Origin of the sequence: Skermania sp. ID1734 (assembly GCF_007489285.1) — a bacterium.
GTDB lineage: Bacteria > Actinomycetota > Actinomycetes > Mycobacteriales > Mycobacteriaceae > ID1734.
Map to the genome: position 1 here is coordinate 260,586 of NZ_VLIY01000001.1, position 16,104 is coordinate 276,689.

Consider the following 16,104-nt stretch of genomic DNA (forward strand, 5'->3'; position numbering starts at 1 on the left):
CTTCGCCATGTGCGATGATCGCAGCCGTGACCGAAGCCAAGCGCATCGCCGCCGAGAAGGCCATCGAGTACGTGCAGGACGGGATGATCGTCGGGGTGGGCACCGGCTCGACCGTCGCGTACTTCATCGACGCGCTCGCGCAGATCAAGGACAAGATCGCCGGGACCGTCTCGAGTTCGGAGAACAGCACCGCGAAACTTCGCGCCCACGGTATCGACGTTCTGGACCTCAACGAAACCGGCCCGCTGTCGTTGTATGTGGACGGTGCCGACGAATGCGACCCCAACAAGTGCCTGATCAAAGGTGGTGGCGGCGCACTGACCCGCGAGAAGATCATCGCCGAGGCGAGCGAAACCTACGTCTGCATCATCGATCCGAGCAAGCGAGTCGACGTGCTCGGCAAGTTTCCCTTGCCCATCGAGGTGATTCCGATGGCCCGCTCGCTGGTCACGCGGGAGTTGACCAAGCTCGGCGGCGAACCGATCCTGCGCGACTTCACCACCGACAACGGCAACATCATTCTCGATGTGCACGGCCTGCAGATCTCCGACCCGGTCGGCTTGGAGCGCGAAATCAATGCGATCCCCGGGGTCGTCACGGTGGGATTATTTGCCCGCCGCCCCGCCGACATCGTGATCGAAGGCTCCGAACCGATTCAGGTGTGGTGACTTCAGCGCGGTTCCGGCGTCATATCTGCGCCGCGTGCTTGCTGCACGTACAGCGATAGAAAGTCCTCCTCGCGAAGGCCGATGCCGATAGCGGACCAGATGAGCTGCTGCACCGTCGCACCGACGGCCATCGGCACTTCCAGTTCGCGTGCGGCTCCGAGGCCGAGATCGAAGTCCTTGCGTAGCAACTCGGTTGTGAAGGTCGGCGTCCAGTCGAGGTTCACCAGGTCGGGCGTCCGCTTGCGGACCCAATCCGACCCCAGCACAGTCGCATTGAGGAATTCCAGGAATGCGCGCCGATCGGTGCCGCCCTTCTCGGCCAGGGTGGTGACCTCGACCAGCGCCTGCACCATCATGCCCAGGTAGAGGTTGTGGCACAGCTTGACCAGGCGGCTCTGTTCTTCGGTGCCCGCGTGGACCGCGTGCTTGGCCACTTGCTCCAGGTACGGCTCTACGGCGTCGTATGTCTCGGTTGGACCGGACGCGACAATCACGGCCTCCCCTTCGGCCACCACGTGCGGATTGCCACTGACGGGGGCCGCGAGAAACTGCACGCCGGCATCGCGGGCGGCCGCGCGCACGTGCGCGGAGGTATCGGCCGATACGGTCGAGCAGTCGACGATGATGTTCGGCCGCTGCGCTGCGGCGAGCAATCCTTCCGGACCTGTGACGACCTGTTCGAGGTCCGCGGACGCCGACACCATGATGAAGACGATGTCGGCAGCGCCGAGGTCGGCAATGGCGTCGACGACGCGGGCACCCTTGTCCACCAAGGGATCTGTCTTCGCCTTTGTCCGATTCCAGACGAGGACCTCGTTGCCCGCATCGATGAGGCGACCTGCCATGGCCGCACCCATCCGACCGGTGCCCAACCACCCCAATGTCGCCACGGCGCCTCCTTGCCTCGACTCACAACTCCGACGCTCACCGCATGGGTGATCAATCCACGCGGGGCACGACATCTGCGGCGAGGCGTTCCATCTGCTCCCGATCCTCGGCAACGCTGGCTCCAGTGGGATTGAGCAAAATCATCTCGGCACCGGCATCGCGCACCGCGCGCAACCCATCGATGATCTGTGCGGGCGTGCCGAAAATCGGCACATCTTCGATACCCGGCATCCCGCCGTATATTCGCCGCAGCCCGGACATCACCTGATCCCGCGCCCGCTGCGGATCGTCGTCGACGGCGAGATAGACCCGTTTTCCGATGGTGAACGTCGCGGGGTCGCGCCCCTGCTCTTCCAACTCCCGCCGGACAATTGCCACCTGCTCGGCGAACGCCGCGGTGCTCGAAGAACCGGCGCCGAGGAATGCGTCGCCAAGGCGCACCGCGCGCGCCAATGATCGAGGTGCGTTGGCGCCGAACCAAATAGGCGGGTGCGGGCGCTGCACGGGCTTAGGCTGAATCGGCAGGTCGTCGAGTTGCCGGAACCTGCCGTCGAAGCTGATCAGCGGTTCGTCGGACCACGCCGCCTTCATCAGTTCCAGTCCCTCTGTGAACCTGGAAACAAACGTGGCGCGGTCCACGCCGAATGCCGCGAACTTACGGAACCCGCCACCCGCCGAGACGCCGATGTCGAGCCGGCCGTGGCTGAGCTGATCGACGGCCGTGATGGCCGAGGCGAGCTGCAACGGATCATGTTGGGAGGTGACCAACACCGCAACGCCCAGTCGTAACCGCTGGGTACAGGCGGCCGCGTAGGCGAGCAGTTCCAGCGGCGCAATCGTCGGGGTCGGACCGATCACTTGCTCCATCACCCAGCCGCCCTCGAACCCCAATTCTTCGGCGCGAGCCAGATAGGACCGGACTCCAGCCGCATCGAAGCCGTCGGGAACCTGCTGCGGAATGGAGATCGACAAGCGCACGAACCGACCCTACTCGGGCGGTCCATGCGACCCTTGGTCATGCTCTACGTCAACCTCGCCATCGGCGTGGCCGTCTTGCTTGCGGTTACCTCGGCGGTCATGGCGTGGGCGGGAATCCGGCCCATCCGCACCCCGTGGTGGGCAATCGCCCGCGCCACGACGCAACTCGCGCTGATCAGCATTGCGCTGCGTGGAGTATTCACCCATGCGGCGTGGGTGGCGGCAGCATTGTTGGCAATGTTCGCAGTGGCGACCTGGACCACGGGACACCGGTTGCGCGACCTACCGGGGTCCGCCTACGGCGTCGTCATCGCGTGCGGTGCCGGAGCGGGTATCGCGCTGGTCATTGCTTTCGCCGCGCGCACGTTGGCGTTCGACGCCCGTTATGTCATCGCGCTGGGCGGCATCGTGATCGGCAATACCATGACGGCATCAACGTTGGCCGGCAGGCACTTTCGCAGTGGCGTCCTCGCCCGCCGCGACGAGATCGAAGGGTGGTTGGCGCTCGGCGCCACCCCGAGTCAGTCCGTTCTCGATGTGGGCCGTTCCGCTGCGCACGAGGCGGTGCTGCCGGTGACCGATCAGACCCGCACCACCGGCTTGGTGACGCTGCCGGGCGCCTTTGTCGGCGCGCTCATGGGCGGCGCCTCACCGCTGGACGCCGGGCGGTTCCAGTTGGTGGTGCTCGCGACCATCATCGCCGGCCAGACGATCACCGCGGTCTTGTTGGTCCGCATCCTCGGTCGCAGCCCCACGCTCGTCGCCGAACCTGTCGGTGGGTGAGGGCAAGATGAGGTGGTGCAATTTTCCGAGGCAACCCAGCAGTGGTTCGACGGCGCATTTCCCGCGCCGACGGCCGCGCAGCTCGGTGCCTGGAAGTCGATCGCGGCAGGTCAGCACACGCTGGTCGTGGCGCCCACCGGTTCCGGCAAGACCCTGTCCGCGTTCCTGTGGGCCATCGACCAGTTGGCCACCCGCAGCGAGCACACCGGCAAAACGAAGGTTCTCTACGTTTCCCCGTTGAAGGCCCTGGCCGTGGACGTGGAGCGCAACCTGCGCTCGCCGCTGGTCGGAATAACCCAGACCGCTAAGCGCCTCGGACTGCAACCCCCGGACATCACCGTCGGTGTCCGCTCCGGTGACACCTCCGCCGCCGACCGCCGCACGTTGATCAGGACGCCGCCGGACATTCTCATCACCACTCCGGAGTCGCTGTTTCTGATGCTGACCTCCGCGGCGCGGGAATCGCTGTCCGAGGTGGACACCGTGATCGTCGACGAGGTACACGCTGTCGCGGGTACCAAACGCGGCGCGCATTTGGCCTTGTCGCTGGAACGGCTGGACATGCTGCTGGAGCGGCCCGCACAGCGGATAGGACTGTCGGCAACGGTGCGCCCGCACGAGGAGATCGGCCGGTTCCTCACCGGCACGGCGCCGATCACCATCGTCGCCCCGCCCGCGCCCAAGACGTTCGAGTTGTCGGTGCGGGTGCCGGTCGAGGACATGACCGAACTGGGCGACAGCGAGACACCCGGATCCATCTGGCCGCACGTCGAAGAGAACATCGTCGAGCTGATTCTGGCGCACCGCTCCTCGATCGTGTTCGCCAACTCTCGCCGCCTGGCCGAACGGCTCACGGCCCGGCTCAACGAGATCTACAGCGAACGGTTGGGCAACCCAGTCGCGACCGACCACAAGCTACCGGCACTGCTGGGTCCCAGCACCGAGGTGATCCACGGCGCCGAGCCGCTGCTCGCCCGCGCCCACCACGGCTCGGTCAGCAAGGACCAGCGCGCCATCATCGAGGACGATCTCAAAACCGGCCGGCTCCGCTGCGTCGTCGCGACGAGCAGCTTGGAGCTCGGAATCGACATGGGCGCTGTGGATCTGGTAGTTCAGGTCGAGGCGCCGCCGTCGGTATCCAGCGGTCTGCAACGGGTCGGACGGGCCGGCCATCAGGTCGGCGAGATTTCCCGCGGCGTGCTGTTCCCCAAACACCGCACCGACGTGATCCATTGCGCGGTCACGGCACAACGGATGACGTCGGGCCAGATCGAGGCCCTGAAGATCCCGGCCAATCCGCTCGACATCTTGGCGCAACACACAGTGGCCGCCTGCGCGCTCGAACCGATCGACGCCGCCGACTGGTTCGAGGCGGTGCGACGCACCGGCAACTTCGCCACCTTGCCGCGCAGCGCGTACGAGTCCACGCTTGATCTGCTCTCCGGGCGGTATCCCTCCGACGAATTCGCCGAGCTGCGACCGCGATTGGTGTGGGACCGGGACGCCGGAACCCTGACGGGTCGGCCCGGCGCGCAGCGCCTCGCCGTCACCTCCGGCGGCGCGATCCCCGATCGCGGCCTTTTCGCTGTGTACATGGTGGGCGAGCGCAACGCCCGCGTCGGCGAACTCGACGAGGAGATGGTCTACGAGTCGCGGGTCGGTGACGTCTTCGCACTGGGCGCAACCAGTTGGCGCATCGAGGAGATCACCCATGACCGGGTTATGGTCAGCCCCGCCTACGGATTGCCGGGCCGACTGCCGTTCTGGCACGGCGACGGCTTGGGCCGGCCCGCCGAACTCGGAGCCGCGCTGGGCGAATTCATTCGACAGGACCGAGCCGAAATCGAAATCGCTAGCCGGGACGCGGGACTCGATGATTTCGCGGTGGGCAACTTGCTCGCGCTCCTCGATGAGCAACAGGCCGCGACCGGGCATCTCCCCACCGACAAAACGCTGCTCGTGGAACGCTTCCGGGACGAGCTGGGCGATTGGCGGCTCGTGCTGCACTCGCCCTTCGGCCAGCCCGTGCATGCGCCGTGGGCCTTGGCGGTCGGTGCGCGCCTGCTGGAACGGTACGGTGTCGACGCGGCGCCCACCGCCTCCGACGACGGCATTATCGCGCGACTGCCCGACACCGAGGATCAGCCACCGGGCGCCGAACTGTTTGTCTTCCACCCAGACGAAATCGATGACATTGTCACCGAACAGGTGGGTGGCTCAGCACTTTTCGCATCACGGTTCCGCGAATGTGCCGCGCGTGCACTGTTGTTGCCGCGGCGTGATCCCGGCCGACGTGCGCCGCTGTGGCAGCAGCGCCAGCGCGCCGCACAACTGCTCGACGTGGCGCGCAAATATCCGACGTTCCCCATCCTGTTGGAAACCGTGCGCGAATGTCTGCAGGACGTCTACGACCTGCCCGCGCTGCGTGACTTGTTCGGCCGCTTGGCCCGTCGTCAGCTGCGCATCGTCGAAGTGGAAACGCCGAATCCCTCGCCGTTCGCCAACGCCCTGCTGTTCAACTACGTCGGCACGTTCATGTACGAGGGCGACAACCCGCTTGCCGAACGGCGCGCGGCGGCACTGTCGTTGGATTCCGCGCTGCTCGCCGAGTTACTCGGCCGAGTGGAACTTCGGGAGCTCTTGGACGCCAAGGTTATTGCGGACACTGAGCTCGAGCTGCAACGGATGGTGCCGGAACGGCATGCTCGCGACCTGGAGGGCGTGGCAGACCTGTTGCGCCTGCTCGGTCCGCTGACAACCGTCGAAGCGCAGCAACGCTGCGATGGCCCGGCACAGGAGTGGTTGACCGAACTCGTCGCGTCGAGGCGGGCGTTGCAGGTGAGTTTCGCAGGCCAGACGTGGTGGATCGCGGTCGAGGACGCCAGCCGCATGCGCGATGCGCTCGGCGTGCCACTGCCGATCGGCACGCCGACGGCCTTTGTCGAGCCGGTCGCGGACCCGCTGGGCGACCTCATCGCCCGCTTTGCGCGCACCCATGGCCCGTTCACTGTCGCCGACGCTGCGGCAAGGTTCGGCATCGGGCAGGCCGTGGCATTGGCCGTACTACGCCGCTTGGCCAGCGAAAAGCGGGTGGTGGAGGGCGAATTCCGGCCGGCCGCCGCGGGCAGCGAGTGGTGCGACGCCGAGGTGTTGCGCAGGCTGCGGCGCCGCTCGCTCGCTGCCGCGCGGGCCGACGTGGAGCCGGTGCCGCAAAGCGCGCTGGGCCGATTTCTGCCGGGCTGGCAGCACATCGGCAGCTCGCTGCGGGGCGTCGACGGGGTTGCCACGGTAGTCGAGCAGCTTGCGGGTGTGCCCATTCCGGCTTCGGCGTGGGAACCGCTCGTGCTCAGCGCACGGGTGAGCGACTACTCTCCGGCGATGCTGGATGAGTTGACCTCGACCGGCGAGGTGATCTGGTCCGGCCACGGCGCCATCACCGCCAAGGACGGCTGGGTGGCGCTGCACCTGGCCGATCAGGCGCCGCTCACCATCAGCCCCGCGACGGCGATCGAGTTGACCGCGGTGCAACAGCGGATCCTCGCGACCCTCACCGGCGGCGGCGCATACTTCTTCCGCCAGTTGTCCGACGCCGTGGAGTCGACGGACGATGCCGAAATGATCACGGCGCTCTGGGAACTCGTCTGGGCCGGCCTGGTCGGCAACGATACTTTTGCGCCGGTGCGGGCCCTGATGTCCGGCGGCAGCACGCGAACCACCACGAGTCATCGCACGCCGCGGCGAACCCCTCGGGGCCGCAGCTACTCCCGTCTGCCGCGCGCTGCCTTACCGACGCGAACTGGGCCGCCGACGGTAGCGGGCCGGTGGTCGCTGTTGCCGGAGCCGGAACCCGATTCGACGGTGCGCGCCCACGCGACCGCCGATCTGCTGCTCGAGCGCTACGGTGTGGTCACCAAGGGGTCGGTGGTGAACGAGTCGGTGCCCGGTGGTTTTGCGCTGATGTACAAGGTGCTCAACGAATTCGAGGAGTCTGGCCGGTGTCGGCGCGGTTACTTCGTCAACGGTCTTGGCGGGGCTCAGTTTTCGACGTCCGCGGTGGTGGACCGGCTGCGCGATGCGGATACCCGGGCCAGCACTGCGATCGCGCTGGCGGCCACCGATCCGGCTAATCCGTACGGCGCGGCGCTGGCTTGGCCACACACCGAAGACGGCGGTCACCGGCCCGGCCGGAAGGCGGGCGCCATGGTGGTGCTCGTGGATGGCGAACTCACGCTCTATCTGGAACGCGGCGGCAAGACGCTACTGACGTTCACCGAGGAACATGAGCGACGATCGGCCGCAGCCGAAGCTCTGGCCGCGCTGGTCAAGCACCGCCACGTCGACAAACTGTTGATCGAACGCGTCGACGGGGAGGCAGTGCACGGCAATCCTTTTGCGACGCAATTAACTGCGGCCGGATTCGCGCACACGCCGCGCGGCCTGCGACTGCGACGGTGACGACATGCCCGAGGGTGATGTGGTCTTCCTCGCCGCCAAGCGCCTGCACCGCGCCCTGGCCGGAAAGACGCTCACCGGCTGCGACATCCGCGTGCCGAGATACGCCACGGTAGATCTCAGCGGTCACCGGGTCGACGAGGTGGTTCCTCGGGGCAAGCACCTGCTCGCGCGGATCGGCGAGCTCACCATCCACACCCATCTGAAAATGGAAGGCGTCTGGCACGTTTACGGCGCAGACGAGCGCTGGCGTCGTCCGGCGCATCAGGCACGCATCATCCTGCGGACCGAAGATGTTGCCGCCGTGGGCTTCTCGCTGGGAATCACCGAAGTCCTCCGCCGGGACGAAGAGGTCACGGCGGTCGGCCATTTGGGCCCTGACCTACTCGGCGCCGACTGGGACGCCGCCGAGGCCACGCGCCGACTGTGCCGAGAACCGCACTCTCCCATCGGCATTGCGCTGCTGGACCAGACCAACCTGGCCGGCATCGGCAACATCTACCGCAGCGAGGTGTGCTTCCTCAGCCGTGTCCACCCGGCGACTCCGATAGGAGCAGTCCCCGAACTGGAAGCTCTCACCGACCGGGCACACCGCGTGCTCACCCAAGCCGCGCACCATCCACCCTGGCGAGCCCACGTGTACGGCCGCTACCGAATGCCTTGCCCGCGCTGCGGCGCCAACATTGCGCGGGAAAATCTCGGCGACGGGTACGGCGACCGGAGCGTCTACTACTGTCCGAGGTGCCAGCCCCCGCCCTAACGTCCGATCGGCACGGGCTCGAGAATATGTTCGCGCGCCTCGGGTGCGGCCGCGCGCAACGCGTCGGCCGATGCGTCGTCGGGCTGGGCCTGTGACCGTACTTCGGCAAGCACCCGGGCCGCGTAGGTCCGGACTTCGCGGTCGACGTCCTCGGTGTCCCAACCCAGGATCGGCGCAACCAGATTCGCCACCTGCTCGGCGCAGTTCGCGCCGCGATGCGAATACTCGATGGCGATTCGGGTGCGCCGGGCAAGGATGTCCTCGAGGTGCAGCGCACCCTCCGCGCTTGCCGCATAGACGATTTCGACCTGAAGGTAGCTCGGCGCGTCGGTGAGCGGAGACAGCAGCTCGGGCTGCGCCTTCGACGGCTCGAGCACCTCGTCGATCAACGAGCCGTACCGGTCGAGCAGGTGCTTGATCCGGTATGGATGAAGGCCGTACACCTCGGCCAGGTGCAGCGTTTGGTTCACCAGCGCGAAGTAGCCGTCCGCGCCGAGCAGCGGCACCTTCTCGGTGATCGAGTCGGAGACCCGCGCCGGAATGTCCTCTGCCGCGGCGTCGACGGCGTCTTTAGCCATAACCCGGTAGGTGGTGTACTTGCCGCCCGCGATCGCGACCAGACCCGGCGCCACCCGCGCAACTGCGTGCTCCCGGGACAGCTTCGAGGTGTCGTCGCTCTCCCCGGCCAACAGCGGCCGCAGCCCTGCGTAAACGCCGTCGATATCGCTGTGCGTCAACGGGGTGACCAGCACCCGGTTCACCCGATCCAGGATGTAATCGATGTCGGCCTTGGTGGCCGCGGGGTGGGCAAGGTCGAGGTTCCAGTCGGTGTCGGTGGTGCCGATAATCCAGTGGGTGCCCCACGGAATGACGAACAGGACCGACGTCGCGGTCCGCAAGATAATGGCCGCCTCGCTGACGATCCGATCGCGCGGCACCACAATGTGCACGCCCTTGGACGCGCGCACCCGGAACCGTCCGCGCTGCCGCGACAACGCCTGAATCTCGTCGGTCCAGACACCGGTCGCGTTGATGACCACGTGACTGCGGATTTCGGCGGACCGACCGTCCTCCGAATCATGCACGCGCACACCGGAAACCCGGTCCGCCTCGCGCAAGAAGCCGACCACCTGAGTGGATGTCCGCACCACCGCGCCGTAGAACGCGGCCGTGCGCGCGACCGTCATCGTGTGCCGGGCGTCGTCGACGACGGTGTCGTAGTAGCGGATTCCACCGATCAGCGCGTCGCGCCGCATGCCGGGCGCAAGCCGCAGCGCACCGGAACGAGTCAGGTGCTTTTGTGCTGGAACGGATTTGGCACCGCCGAGCCGATCGTAGAGGAACATGCCGGCGGCAACGTAGGGTCGCTCCCAGCCGCGATGGGTCAATGGGAACAGGAACGGCAACGGTTTGACCAGATGCGGCGCCAGCGTGTTCAGCGTCAGCTCCCGCTCGGCCAAAGCCTCACGTACCAGGCCGAACTCCAACTGCTCGAGGTAGCGCAGGCCGCCGTGGAACATCTTCGACGACCGGCTCGACGTCCCGGAGGCAAAATCCCGCGCCTCGACGAGGGCCACCCGCAGTCCCCGGGTCGCGGCGTCCAGCGCGATCCCCGAACCCACCACGCCGCCGCCGATGACCAGAACGTCGAACTGCCCCTTCTGAAGTTCTTCCCAGGCGTGCTCGCGTTGGGCTGGTCCGAGAAATTCCGTGCTCACCGCGAACTCCCCTCGACGCGAAATCCTCCGACTGCCCTGTTTGTGATCGACTCAGCGTGATCGACTCCAGGCTAGTGTCTTTTGGGAATAATGACGTGCGTGACGCGACACCCGGCGCAATACGTAGCCGCCATCGACCAGGGCACCACCTCCAGCCGCTGCGTGATCATCGACCACGGCGGCCACGTGGTCGGCATCAGCCAGCGCGAGCACGAACAGATCTTTCCGCGGGCCGGCTGGGTGGAGCATGACCCGGAGACGTTGTGGCGCAACACCGATGCCGTCATCGCCGACGTGCTCGAACAGTGCTCGTTGACCGCCCGCGACATCGCCGGGGTCGGGATCACCAACCAGCGCGAAACAACGGTGGTCTGGGAACGGGAGACCGGAAAGCCGATCTACAACGCCATCGTCTGGCAGGACACGCGCACGGATCGCCTGGTCACCGAACTCGGCGGCGACGCCGGCCCCACCCGGTTCCAGCACACCACCGGCCTACCGTTGTCCACCTACTTCGCCGGCCCGAAGGCGCGCTGGATCCTGGACAACGTCGAGGGCGCGCGCGAGCGGGCAGAGGCGGGCGAGCTGTGCTTCGGCACAATCGATAGCTGGGTCATGTGGCACCTGACCGGCGGCGACAAGCACCTCACCGACGTCACCAACGCGTCCCGCACGCTGCTGATGGACCTGCGCACGCTGGCATGGGACCCCGAAATCTGCTCTGCCATCGGCGTGCCGACGGCGATGCTGCCGGAAATTCGCAGCTCGTCGCAGGTGTACGCCGAGGTGAGCCACGGCGCGCTCGCCGGCGTGCCCATCGCGGGCATCCTCGGTGACCAGCAGGCGGCCACGTTCGGCCAGGCCTGCCTGCGGCCCGGCGAGGCCAAGAACACCTACGGCACCGGGAACTTTCTGCTGCTCAACACCGGGACGACCCCGGTCGAGAGCGAGCACGGCCTGCTGACCACCGTCTGTTATCAGGTGGGCGAGGACAAGCCGGTGTACGCGCTCGAGGGCTCGGTCGCGGTGACCGGCTCGCTGGTGCAGTGGTTACGCGACAACCTCGGGATGATCTCCAGCGCGGCGGAAGTGGAGCAACTGGCTTCGACGGTGGAAGACAACGGTGGCGCCTACATCGTGCCCGCATTTTCGGGCCTGTTCGCGCCGCGCTGGCGACCGGATGCGCGCGGCGTAATCGCCGGGCTGACCCGCTACGTGAATCGGGGACATCTGGCCCGAGCCGTCCTGGAAGCCACTGCCTTCCAGACCCGTGAGGTCATCGATGCCATGCACGCCGACTCCGGCGTCGAGCTCACCACCCTCAAGGTCGACGGCGGCATGGTGGTCAACGAACTGCTCATGCAGTTCCAGGCAGACATCCTCGACGTGCCGGTGGTGCGGCCCGTCGTGAACGAGACCACCGCGCTGGGCGCCGCCTACGCCGCGGGCCTCGCCGTGGACTTCTGGGCCGGCGAGGACGACATCCGCAACAACTGGGCCCAGGACAAGCGGTGGGAACCGCAGATGGACGCCGACGATCGCGCGCGCCGCTACGCGGAATGGAACAAGGCCGTCGAGCGCACTTACAACTGGACCTGATCACTCCACCGCGATGTGGGCTATCAGGTTGCGGCCGTCACGGACCGTGGTCGTCACCTTCTGCTTGTACAGCGTCGACGAGCCGTCGCGATGGTCCTCGGTGACCTCGACCGAGTAGGTGTCGACGCCCGCCGGAATGATCGACACGCAGTGCTTGGTGTCACGTGCGAGTGAGTCGATCCCCGCCTGGATTTGTTCGGCCGCTTGCACATTGGCTTCGGGTGCGACGAACGTTCGCGCCAGCTCGCCGTTGCGCGCGACGTAATATGCGTGCTGGAACCCGAGAATCGCGCCGGGCCCGGTCTCGGTACCGCCGATACCGTTGCCGCGCACGACGTTTCCGTTCGCCACCGGACAGTCCGGTTGTAGCACAACGGCGCTCGTCGTCGGCGTCGACACCGCCGAAGTGATCGGCGCCGCGACCGGATCTGCTGGGCTCGACCGCCATACCACCACACCGACCCCGGCAGCGGCGGCCACGACCGCGATCAGCGCGGCCACCACCGGGATCCACGTTCTCTTGCGACCGGTGCGCCGCGGCCCCGTCGGGCCGTCGTCCCCCCAGCTCACCGGCGCCGAAAACAGCCGTTCGTCAGGTTCTTCAGCCATGTGGCTATCCCCTCCCCCACGGCCATTGTTCCAGACTGCTCAGTCTCGCAACGAATCGTGCGCCCTGCCAAGCCGGTCGACGGCCTCCATCAGCACCTCGTCGGAGGCGGTGGTGAAGCACATCCGCAAGCTGTCGCCGTAGCCGTTGACATCGACGGCAAATGCCGACCCCGGAACGAATGCCACACCGATGTCGAGGGCGGCGCGTAAGAGCGACTCGGTGTCGGTGCCGTCGGTGAAGCTCGCCCAGCAGAACATCCCGCCGTCGACCGGATGCATGGCCAGCACATCGCCGAACCTGTCGAGCAAGGCGGCACGAAGCGTCGTGGCGCGTCGCCCGTACGAGCTGCGCACGGTGTCGAGATGCGCTGCCAGCCAGTCCTCGTCGGTCAACAACTCCGCCGCCATTCGGTGGTTCAGGGCCGACCCGCACAAATCGGTACCTTGCTTGACCAGTTCGATTGCCTTGCACACGTGCTCCGGCGCCACCAGCCAACCGGTGCGCAGGGCCGGCGCCAGGATCTTCGACGCACTCGACAGCCTGATCACCCGATCCGACAACGACGCAACCGGTTTCGGTGGCGGATTGTCGAACCAGATCTCGCCGTAGGGATCGTCTTCGATCACCCAGAAGCCGTATCGCTGCGCCAGTTCGGCGAGGCGGGCGCGACGCAGCATACTCAGCGTGGCGCTGGCCGGGTTGTGGAAGTTGCTGACGGTATGCACGAGCGCCGGTCGGGCACCGGCCACGAGCTCGGACTCGAGCGCGTCGATGTCCATGCCTTCCGCCGTGACCGGAATGCCGACCAACCGGGCCTGCGCCGAGCGAAAGACCTGCAGCGCACCGGTGTAGCCGGGATCCTCGACGACAACCGTGTCCCCCGGGTCGAGCAACACCTGCGCCAGCAGGCTCAACGCCTGTTGCGAGCCGTGGGTGATCAGCACCTCGTTGCTGTCGACGGTTCGATCCAGCAGCGCCGATTCCCGCGCTGCGACCACCTCACGCAGGCCGGCCCAGCCGGGTGTCTCGGTGTACTGAATGGAATCGAGGTTCTGCAGGGCCCGCTGCGCCGCCTCGGTGATGCGGTCGCGCGGGACAAGTTCGGGATCCGGCAAGCCGCCGGCCAGGCTCACGATCTCCGGGCGCGCGGTCACCGTCAACAGGTCACGAATGGCCGAACTGCGCATCTCGTCGAGTCGGGCGGCGAGGCGAGGATAGGCGGGCATGGCGATCCTTCGGACGACGTAGACAACGGTTCGTCCCCGGATCCGCGGGGCCAGTCAAGCGGTCGCGATGAGGTGGGCGACCACTGCCACTATCCCATAGGAATGTTCATGATATGAAACCCATATCTCATTATTTGAGATAGAAGTCGGTCAGCTCCGGCTTGGCGAGAAGCTTTGTCATGGTCCGCCGGTCGAACGGCCACAGGTCGATGTTTCCCTCGTCGGTGAGGTACCAGGAGTTGCAGCCGGTGTTCCATACCGTGGGCCCGAGCGCGGCGGCCACGTCGTCGTTGAAGCGCGCGGTGGCGTCCTCGGTGACCTCGACCGTGTCGAACTCGTGGTCCCGGAAGCGTTTCAGCCACGCGACGATATAGCGGGCGGTCAGTTCGGCGGAGTACTGCAGCGAGATCGAACCGGTCGGCGAATTCGGGCCGAGCACGGTGAAGAAGTTGGGGAAGCCGGGGATGGCGGTCATCCGGTACGCCCGCGGACCTTTGGCCCACGCGTCGTCGATGGAGAGTCCGTCGCGGCCGCGCAGATTCATCGGCCGCATGTAATTGTGCGTCTGAAAGCCCGTGGCGAGCACGATCAGATCGACCTCGCGCTCCTGACCGTCAGCGGTGCGGATACCGCGTGGCGTGATCTGCTCGATCCTCTCCCCGACCAGTTCGGCGTTACGGGCACGGATCGCGCGGTAGTAGGAGCCAGAAAGCACCTGCCGCTTGCACAGCGGCTGATAGTCGGGGGTGAGCCGGCGACGCGCTACACCGTCCGGCACTTGCGCGCGCAAACTCAGCCGGGCATATTCCTGCACCACCCGCCGCCGCCAACTCGGCCGGGTCACGATGTCGGCCAGGATGCCCGAGCCCTGCAGCAATGCCTCATACAGTGCGCGGTTGGCCAGCGGCACTCGCTTCAGGATCGCACCCGCCAACGCCGGCTGCGGCAGCCCCATCGGCGCCCACATCACCCACTGCGGCGTGCGCACATAATGCGTCAGGTGCGCGGCGTCGCGCTGCAGTGCGGACACCACCTGTACGCCGGTGGACCCGCTGCCGAGCACCGCGATACGCCGACCGGCCGTCGTGATGTCATCGCGCCAACGGGCAGTGTGGACGACCTCGCCTTCGAACGTGTCCAGTCCGGGGATATCCGGGATGAACGGGTGGTGCAGGACACCGGTGGCGGCGATGACGAAATCCGCGTCCAGTTCCCCGCCGGCGGCGGTGGTGACGTGCCAGCCGGATCCGGTGAACTCGGCGGCCGTCACCTCGGCGTTCAATCGCACGTCCAAACGGAACTTGTCGACGACCCCGTGCAGGTAGCGCTGGATCTCCGCACCCGAGGCGAACACGTGCGACCAGTCGGGCTTGGGCGCGAAGGAGAACTGGTACAGCTGTGAGGGCACGTCGCACGTCAGGCCGGGATAGCGGTTCCAGTGCCAGACCCCGCCGACGTCGGATCCCTTTTCCAGGATCGTGACGTCGGAAAATCCGGCCTTCTGTAGCGTCACCGCGGTGGCAATGCCAGCCACCCCCGCGCCGATGATGACGACGCGCGGCTCCCGCTTGCTCACTTGTCCGCCTTGCGGGCCTGCGCCTCGATCGCCCGTTCGTACGCGCCGCGCACGCTGTGGTCGATCGACGTGAGAGCCCGACGATCACCGATCAGCTTGCGGCCCAACCGCATCAACCGTTCGGGCACTGCCGCGTTGACCAGATCCCAGCCGGCCAGGTAGCCCGGCACGGTGATTTCGGCGCTGCGGTTGCGCACGCTGTCCACGATGGCGCGGGCGACATCCTCGGGATCCACCGTGGGCATCCCGTGTCCGAGCGGCACGCCCGAGGACAGCCGGGTGCGCACCGCGCTCGGCAGAATCGCGCTGACGCTCACGCCGGTGTCGCGATACTCCTCGCGCACCGCCGCTGACAGGCCGACCGCAGCGAATTTGCTGGCGTTGTACACGGCCATGCCGGGAACGACCAGCTTGCCGGCCATCGACGCCACGTTCACGATGTGACCGCTGCCGCGATCGATCATGTGCGGCAACGCAAGTCGCATGCCCTGGATCGGGCCCCAGACATTGACGTCCAGGGTCGCGCGACTGGTTGCGTCGTTTTCGGCGATGAAGTCACCCAGCGGCATGATCCCGGCATTGTTGACGAGGATGTCGATCCGACCGTGGCGGGCGAGGACCGCGCCGATGAACTCGGCGAACGATTCCTTCGATGTCACGTCGAGTCCATAGCCGGTCCCGCCGATGACGGCGGCGCTCTCGGCGGCCGCATCTGCGTCCAGGTCGCCGATGCATACCGTCGCCCCCTTGGTTGCGAACAGTTCTGCGGTCGCCTTGCCGATCCCCCGGGCCCCGCCCGTGATGGCGACCACGGCGCCGTCGATGTCGATCTTCGGATACGCCATC

12 protein-coding genes are annotated in these 16,104 nt (G+C 66.8%); 5 read left to right on the forward strand and 7 right to left on the reverse strand.

All coding sequences use genetic code 11. The annotated features are described in order from the left end of the window. Window positions 1–26 precede the first annotated feature (26 nt). Complete coding sequence (rpiA, locus tag FOS14_RS01095; RefSeq protein ID WP_143768404.1) at window positions 27–668, forward strand: ribose-5-phosphate isomerase RpiA; 642 nt, start codon at window positions 27–29, stop codon at window positions 666–668. 2 nt (window positions 669–670) lie between these two features. Here rpiA and FOS14_RS01100 read toward each other — a convergent pair whose 3' ends face one another. Beyond that, window positions 671–1,558, reverse strand: coding sequence for an NAD(P)-dependent oxidoreductase (locus FOS14_RS01100; RefSeq protein ID WP_255449973.1), 888 nt, complete (start codon window positions 1,556–1,558; stop codon window positions 671–673). Window positions 1,559–1,607: 49 nt separating this feature from the next. After that, the gene (locus tag FOS14_RS01105; protein ID WP_143768406.1) at window positions 1,608–2,534 is read right to left on the reverse strand and encodes an LLM class flavin-dependent oxidoreductase; all 927 of its coding nucleotides are present in this window, start codon (window positions 2,532–2,534) and stop codon (window positions 1,608–1,610) included. Window positions 2,535–2,558: 24 nt separating this feature from the next. Here FOS14_RS01105 and FOS14_RS01110 point away from each other — a divergent pair, with 24 nt between their 5' ends. Genes FOS14_RS01110 through FOS14_RS01120 form a run of 3 tightly spaced genes read left to right on the forward strand, consistent with a single transcriptional unit; the run spans window position 2,559 to window position 8,529 of the window. Continuing rightward, the gene (locus tag FOS14_RS01110) at window positions 2,559–3,317 is read left to right on the forward strand and encodes an ABC transporter permease (protein WP_255449974.1); all 759 of its coding nucleotides are present in this window, start codon (window positions 2,559–2,561) and stop codon (window positions 3,315–3,317) included. Window positions 3,318–3,329: 12 nt separating this feature from the next. Further along, on the forward strand, window positions 3,330–7,772 hold the full coding sequence (locus tag FOS14_RS01115; protein WP_143768407.1) for an ATP-dependent helicase: 4,443 nt from the start codon (window positions 3,330–3,332) through the stop codon (window positions 7,770–7,772). Between the two features lie 4 nt (window positions 7,773–7,776). Next, entirely contained in the window at window positions 7,777–8,529 is a 753-nt protein-coding gene (locus FOS14_RS01120; RefSeq protein ID WP_143768408.1) for an Fpg/Nei family DNA glycosylase, read from the forward strand. Here the strand turns inward: FOS14_RS01120 and FOS14_RS01125 are convergent. Beyond that, entirely contained in the window at window positions 8,526–10,247 is a 1,722-nt protein-coding gene (locus FOS14_RS01125) for a glycerol-3-phosphate dehydrogenase/oxidase (protein WP_143768409.1), read from the reverse strand. The genes FOS14_RS01120 and FOS14_RS01125 overlap by 4 nt on opposite strands. Window positions 10,248–10,346: 99 nt before the next feature. Here FOS14_RS01125 and glpK point away from each other — a divergent pair, with 99 nt between their 5' ends. Next, window positions 10,347–11,846: a glycerol kinase GlpK gene (glpK, locus tag FOS14_RS01130; protein WP_255449975.1), complete on the forward strand. Its 1,500-nt coding sequence runs from the start codon at window positions 10,347–10,349 to the stop codon at window positions 11,844–11,846. Here the strand turns inward: glpK and FOS14_RS01135 are convergent, their stop codons facing one another. From FOS14_RS01135 to FOS14_RS01150, 4 genes are all read right to left on the reverse strand, one after another. Beyond that, a complete protein-coding gene (locus tag FOS14_RS01135; protein ID WP_143768411.1) occupies window positions 11,847–12,455 on the reverse strand; it encodes a hypothetical protein in 609 nt (202 codons plus the stop codon). 39 nt (window positions 12,456–12,494) lie between these two features. Beyond that, entirely contained in the window at window positions 12,495–13,682 is a 1,188-nt protein-coding gene (locus tag FOS14_RS01140) for a PLP-dependent aminotransferase family protein (protein WP_143768412.1), read from the reverse strand. Window positions 13,683–13,812: 130 nt separating this feature from the next. Next, the gene (locus tag FOS14_RS01145) at window positions 13,813–15,258 is read right to left on the reverse strand and encodes an NAD(P)/FAD-dependent oxidoreductase (RefSeq protein WP_143768413.1); all 1,446 of its coding nucleotides are present in this window, start codon (window positions 15,256–15,258) and stop codon (window positions 13,813–13,815) included. Continuing rightward, entirely contained in the window at window positions 15,255–16,103 is an 849-nt protein-coding gene (locus FOS14_RS01150; protein ID WP_143768414.1) for an SDR family oxidoreductase, read from the reverse strand. The genes FOS14_RS01145 and FOS14_RS01150 overlap by 4 nt, the downstream gene beginning before the upstream one ends. Window position 16,104: the final 1 nt, after the last annotated feature.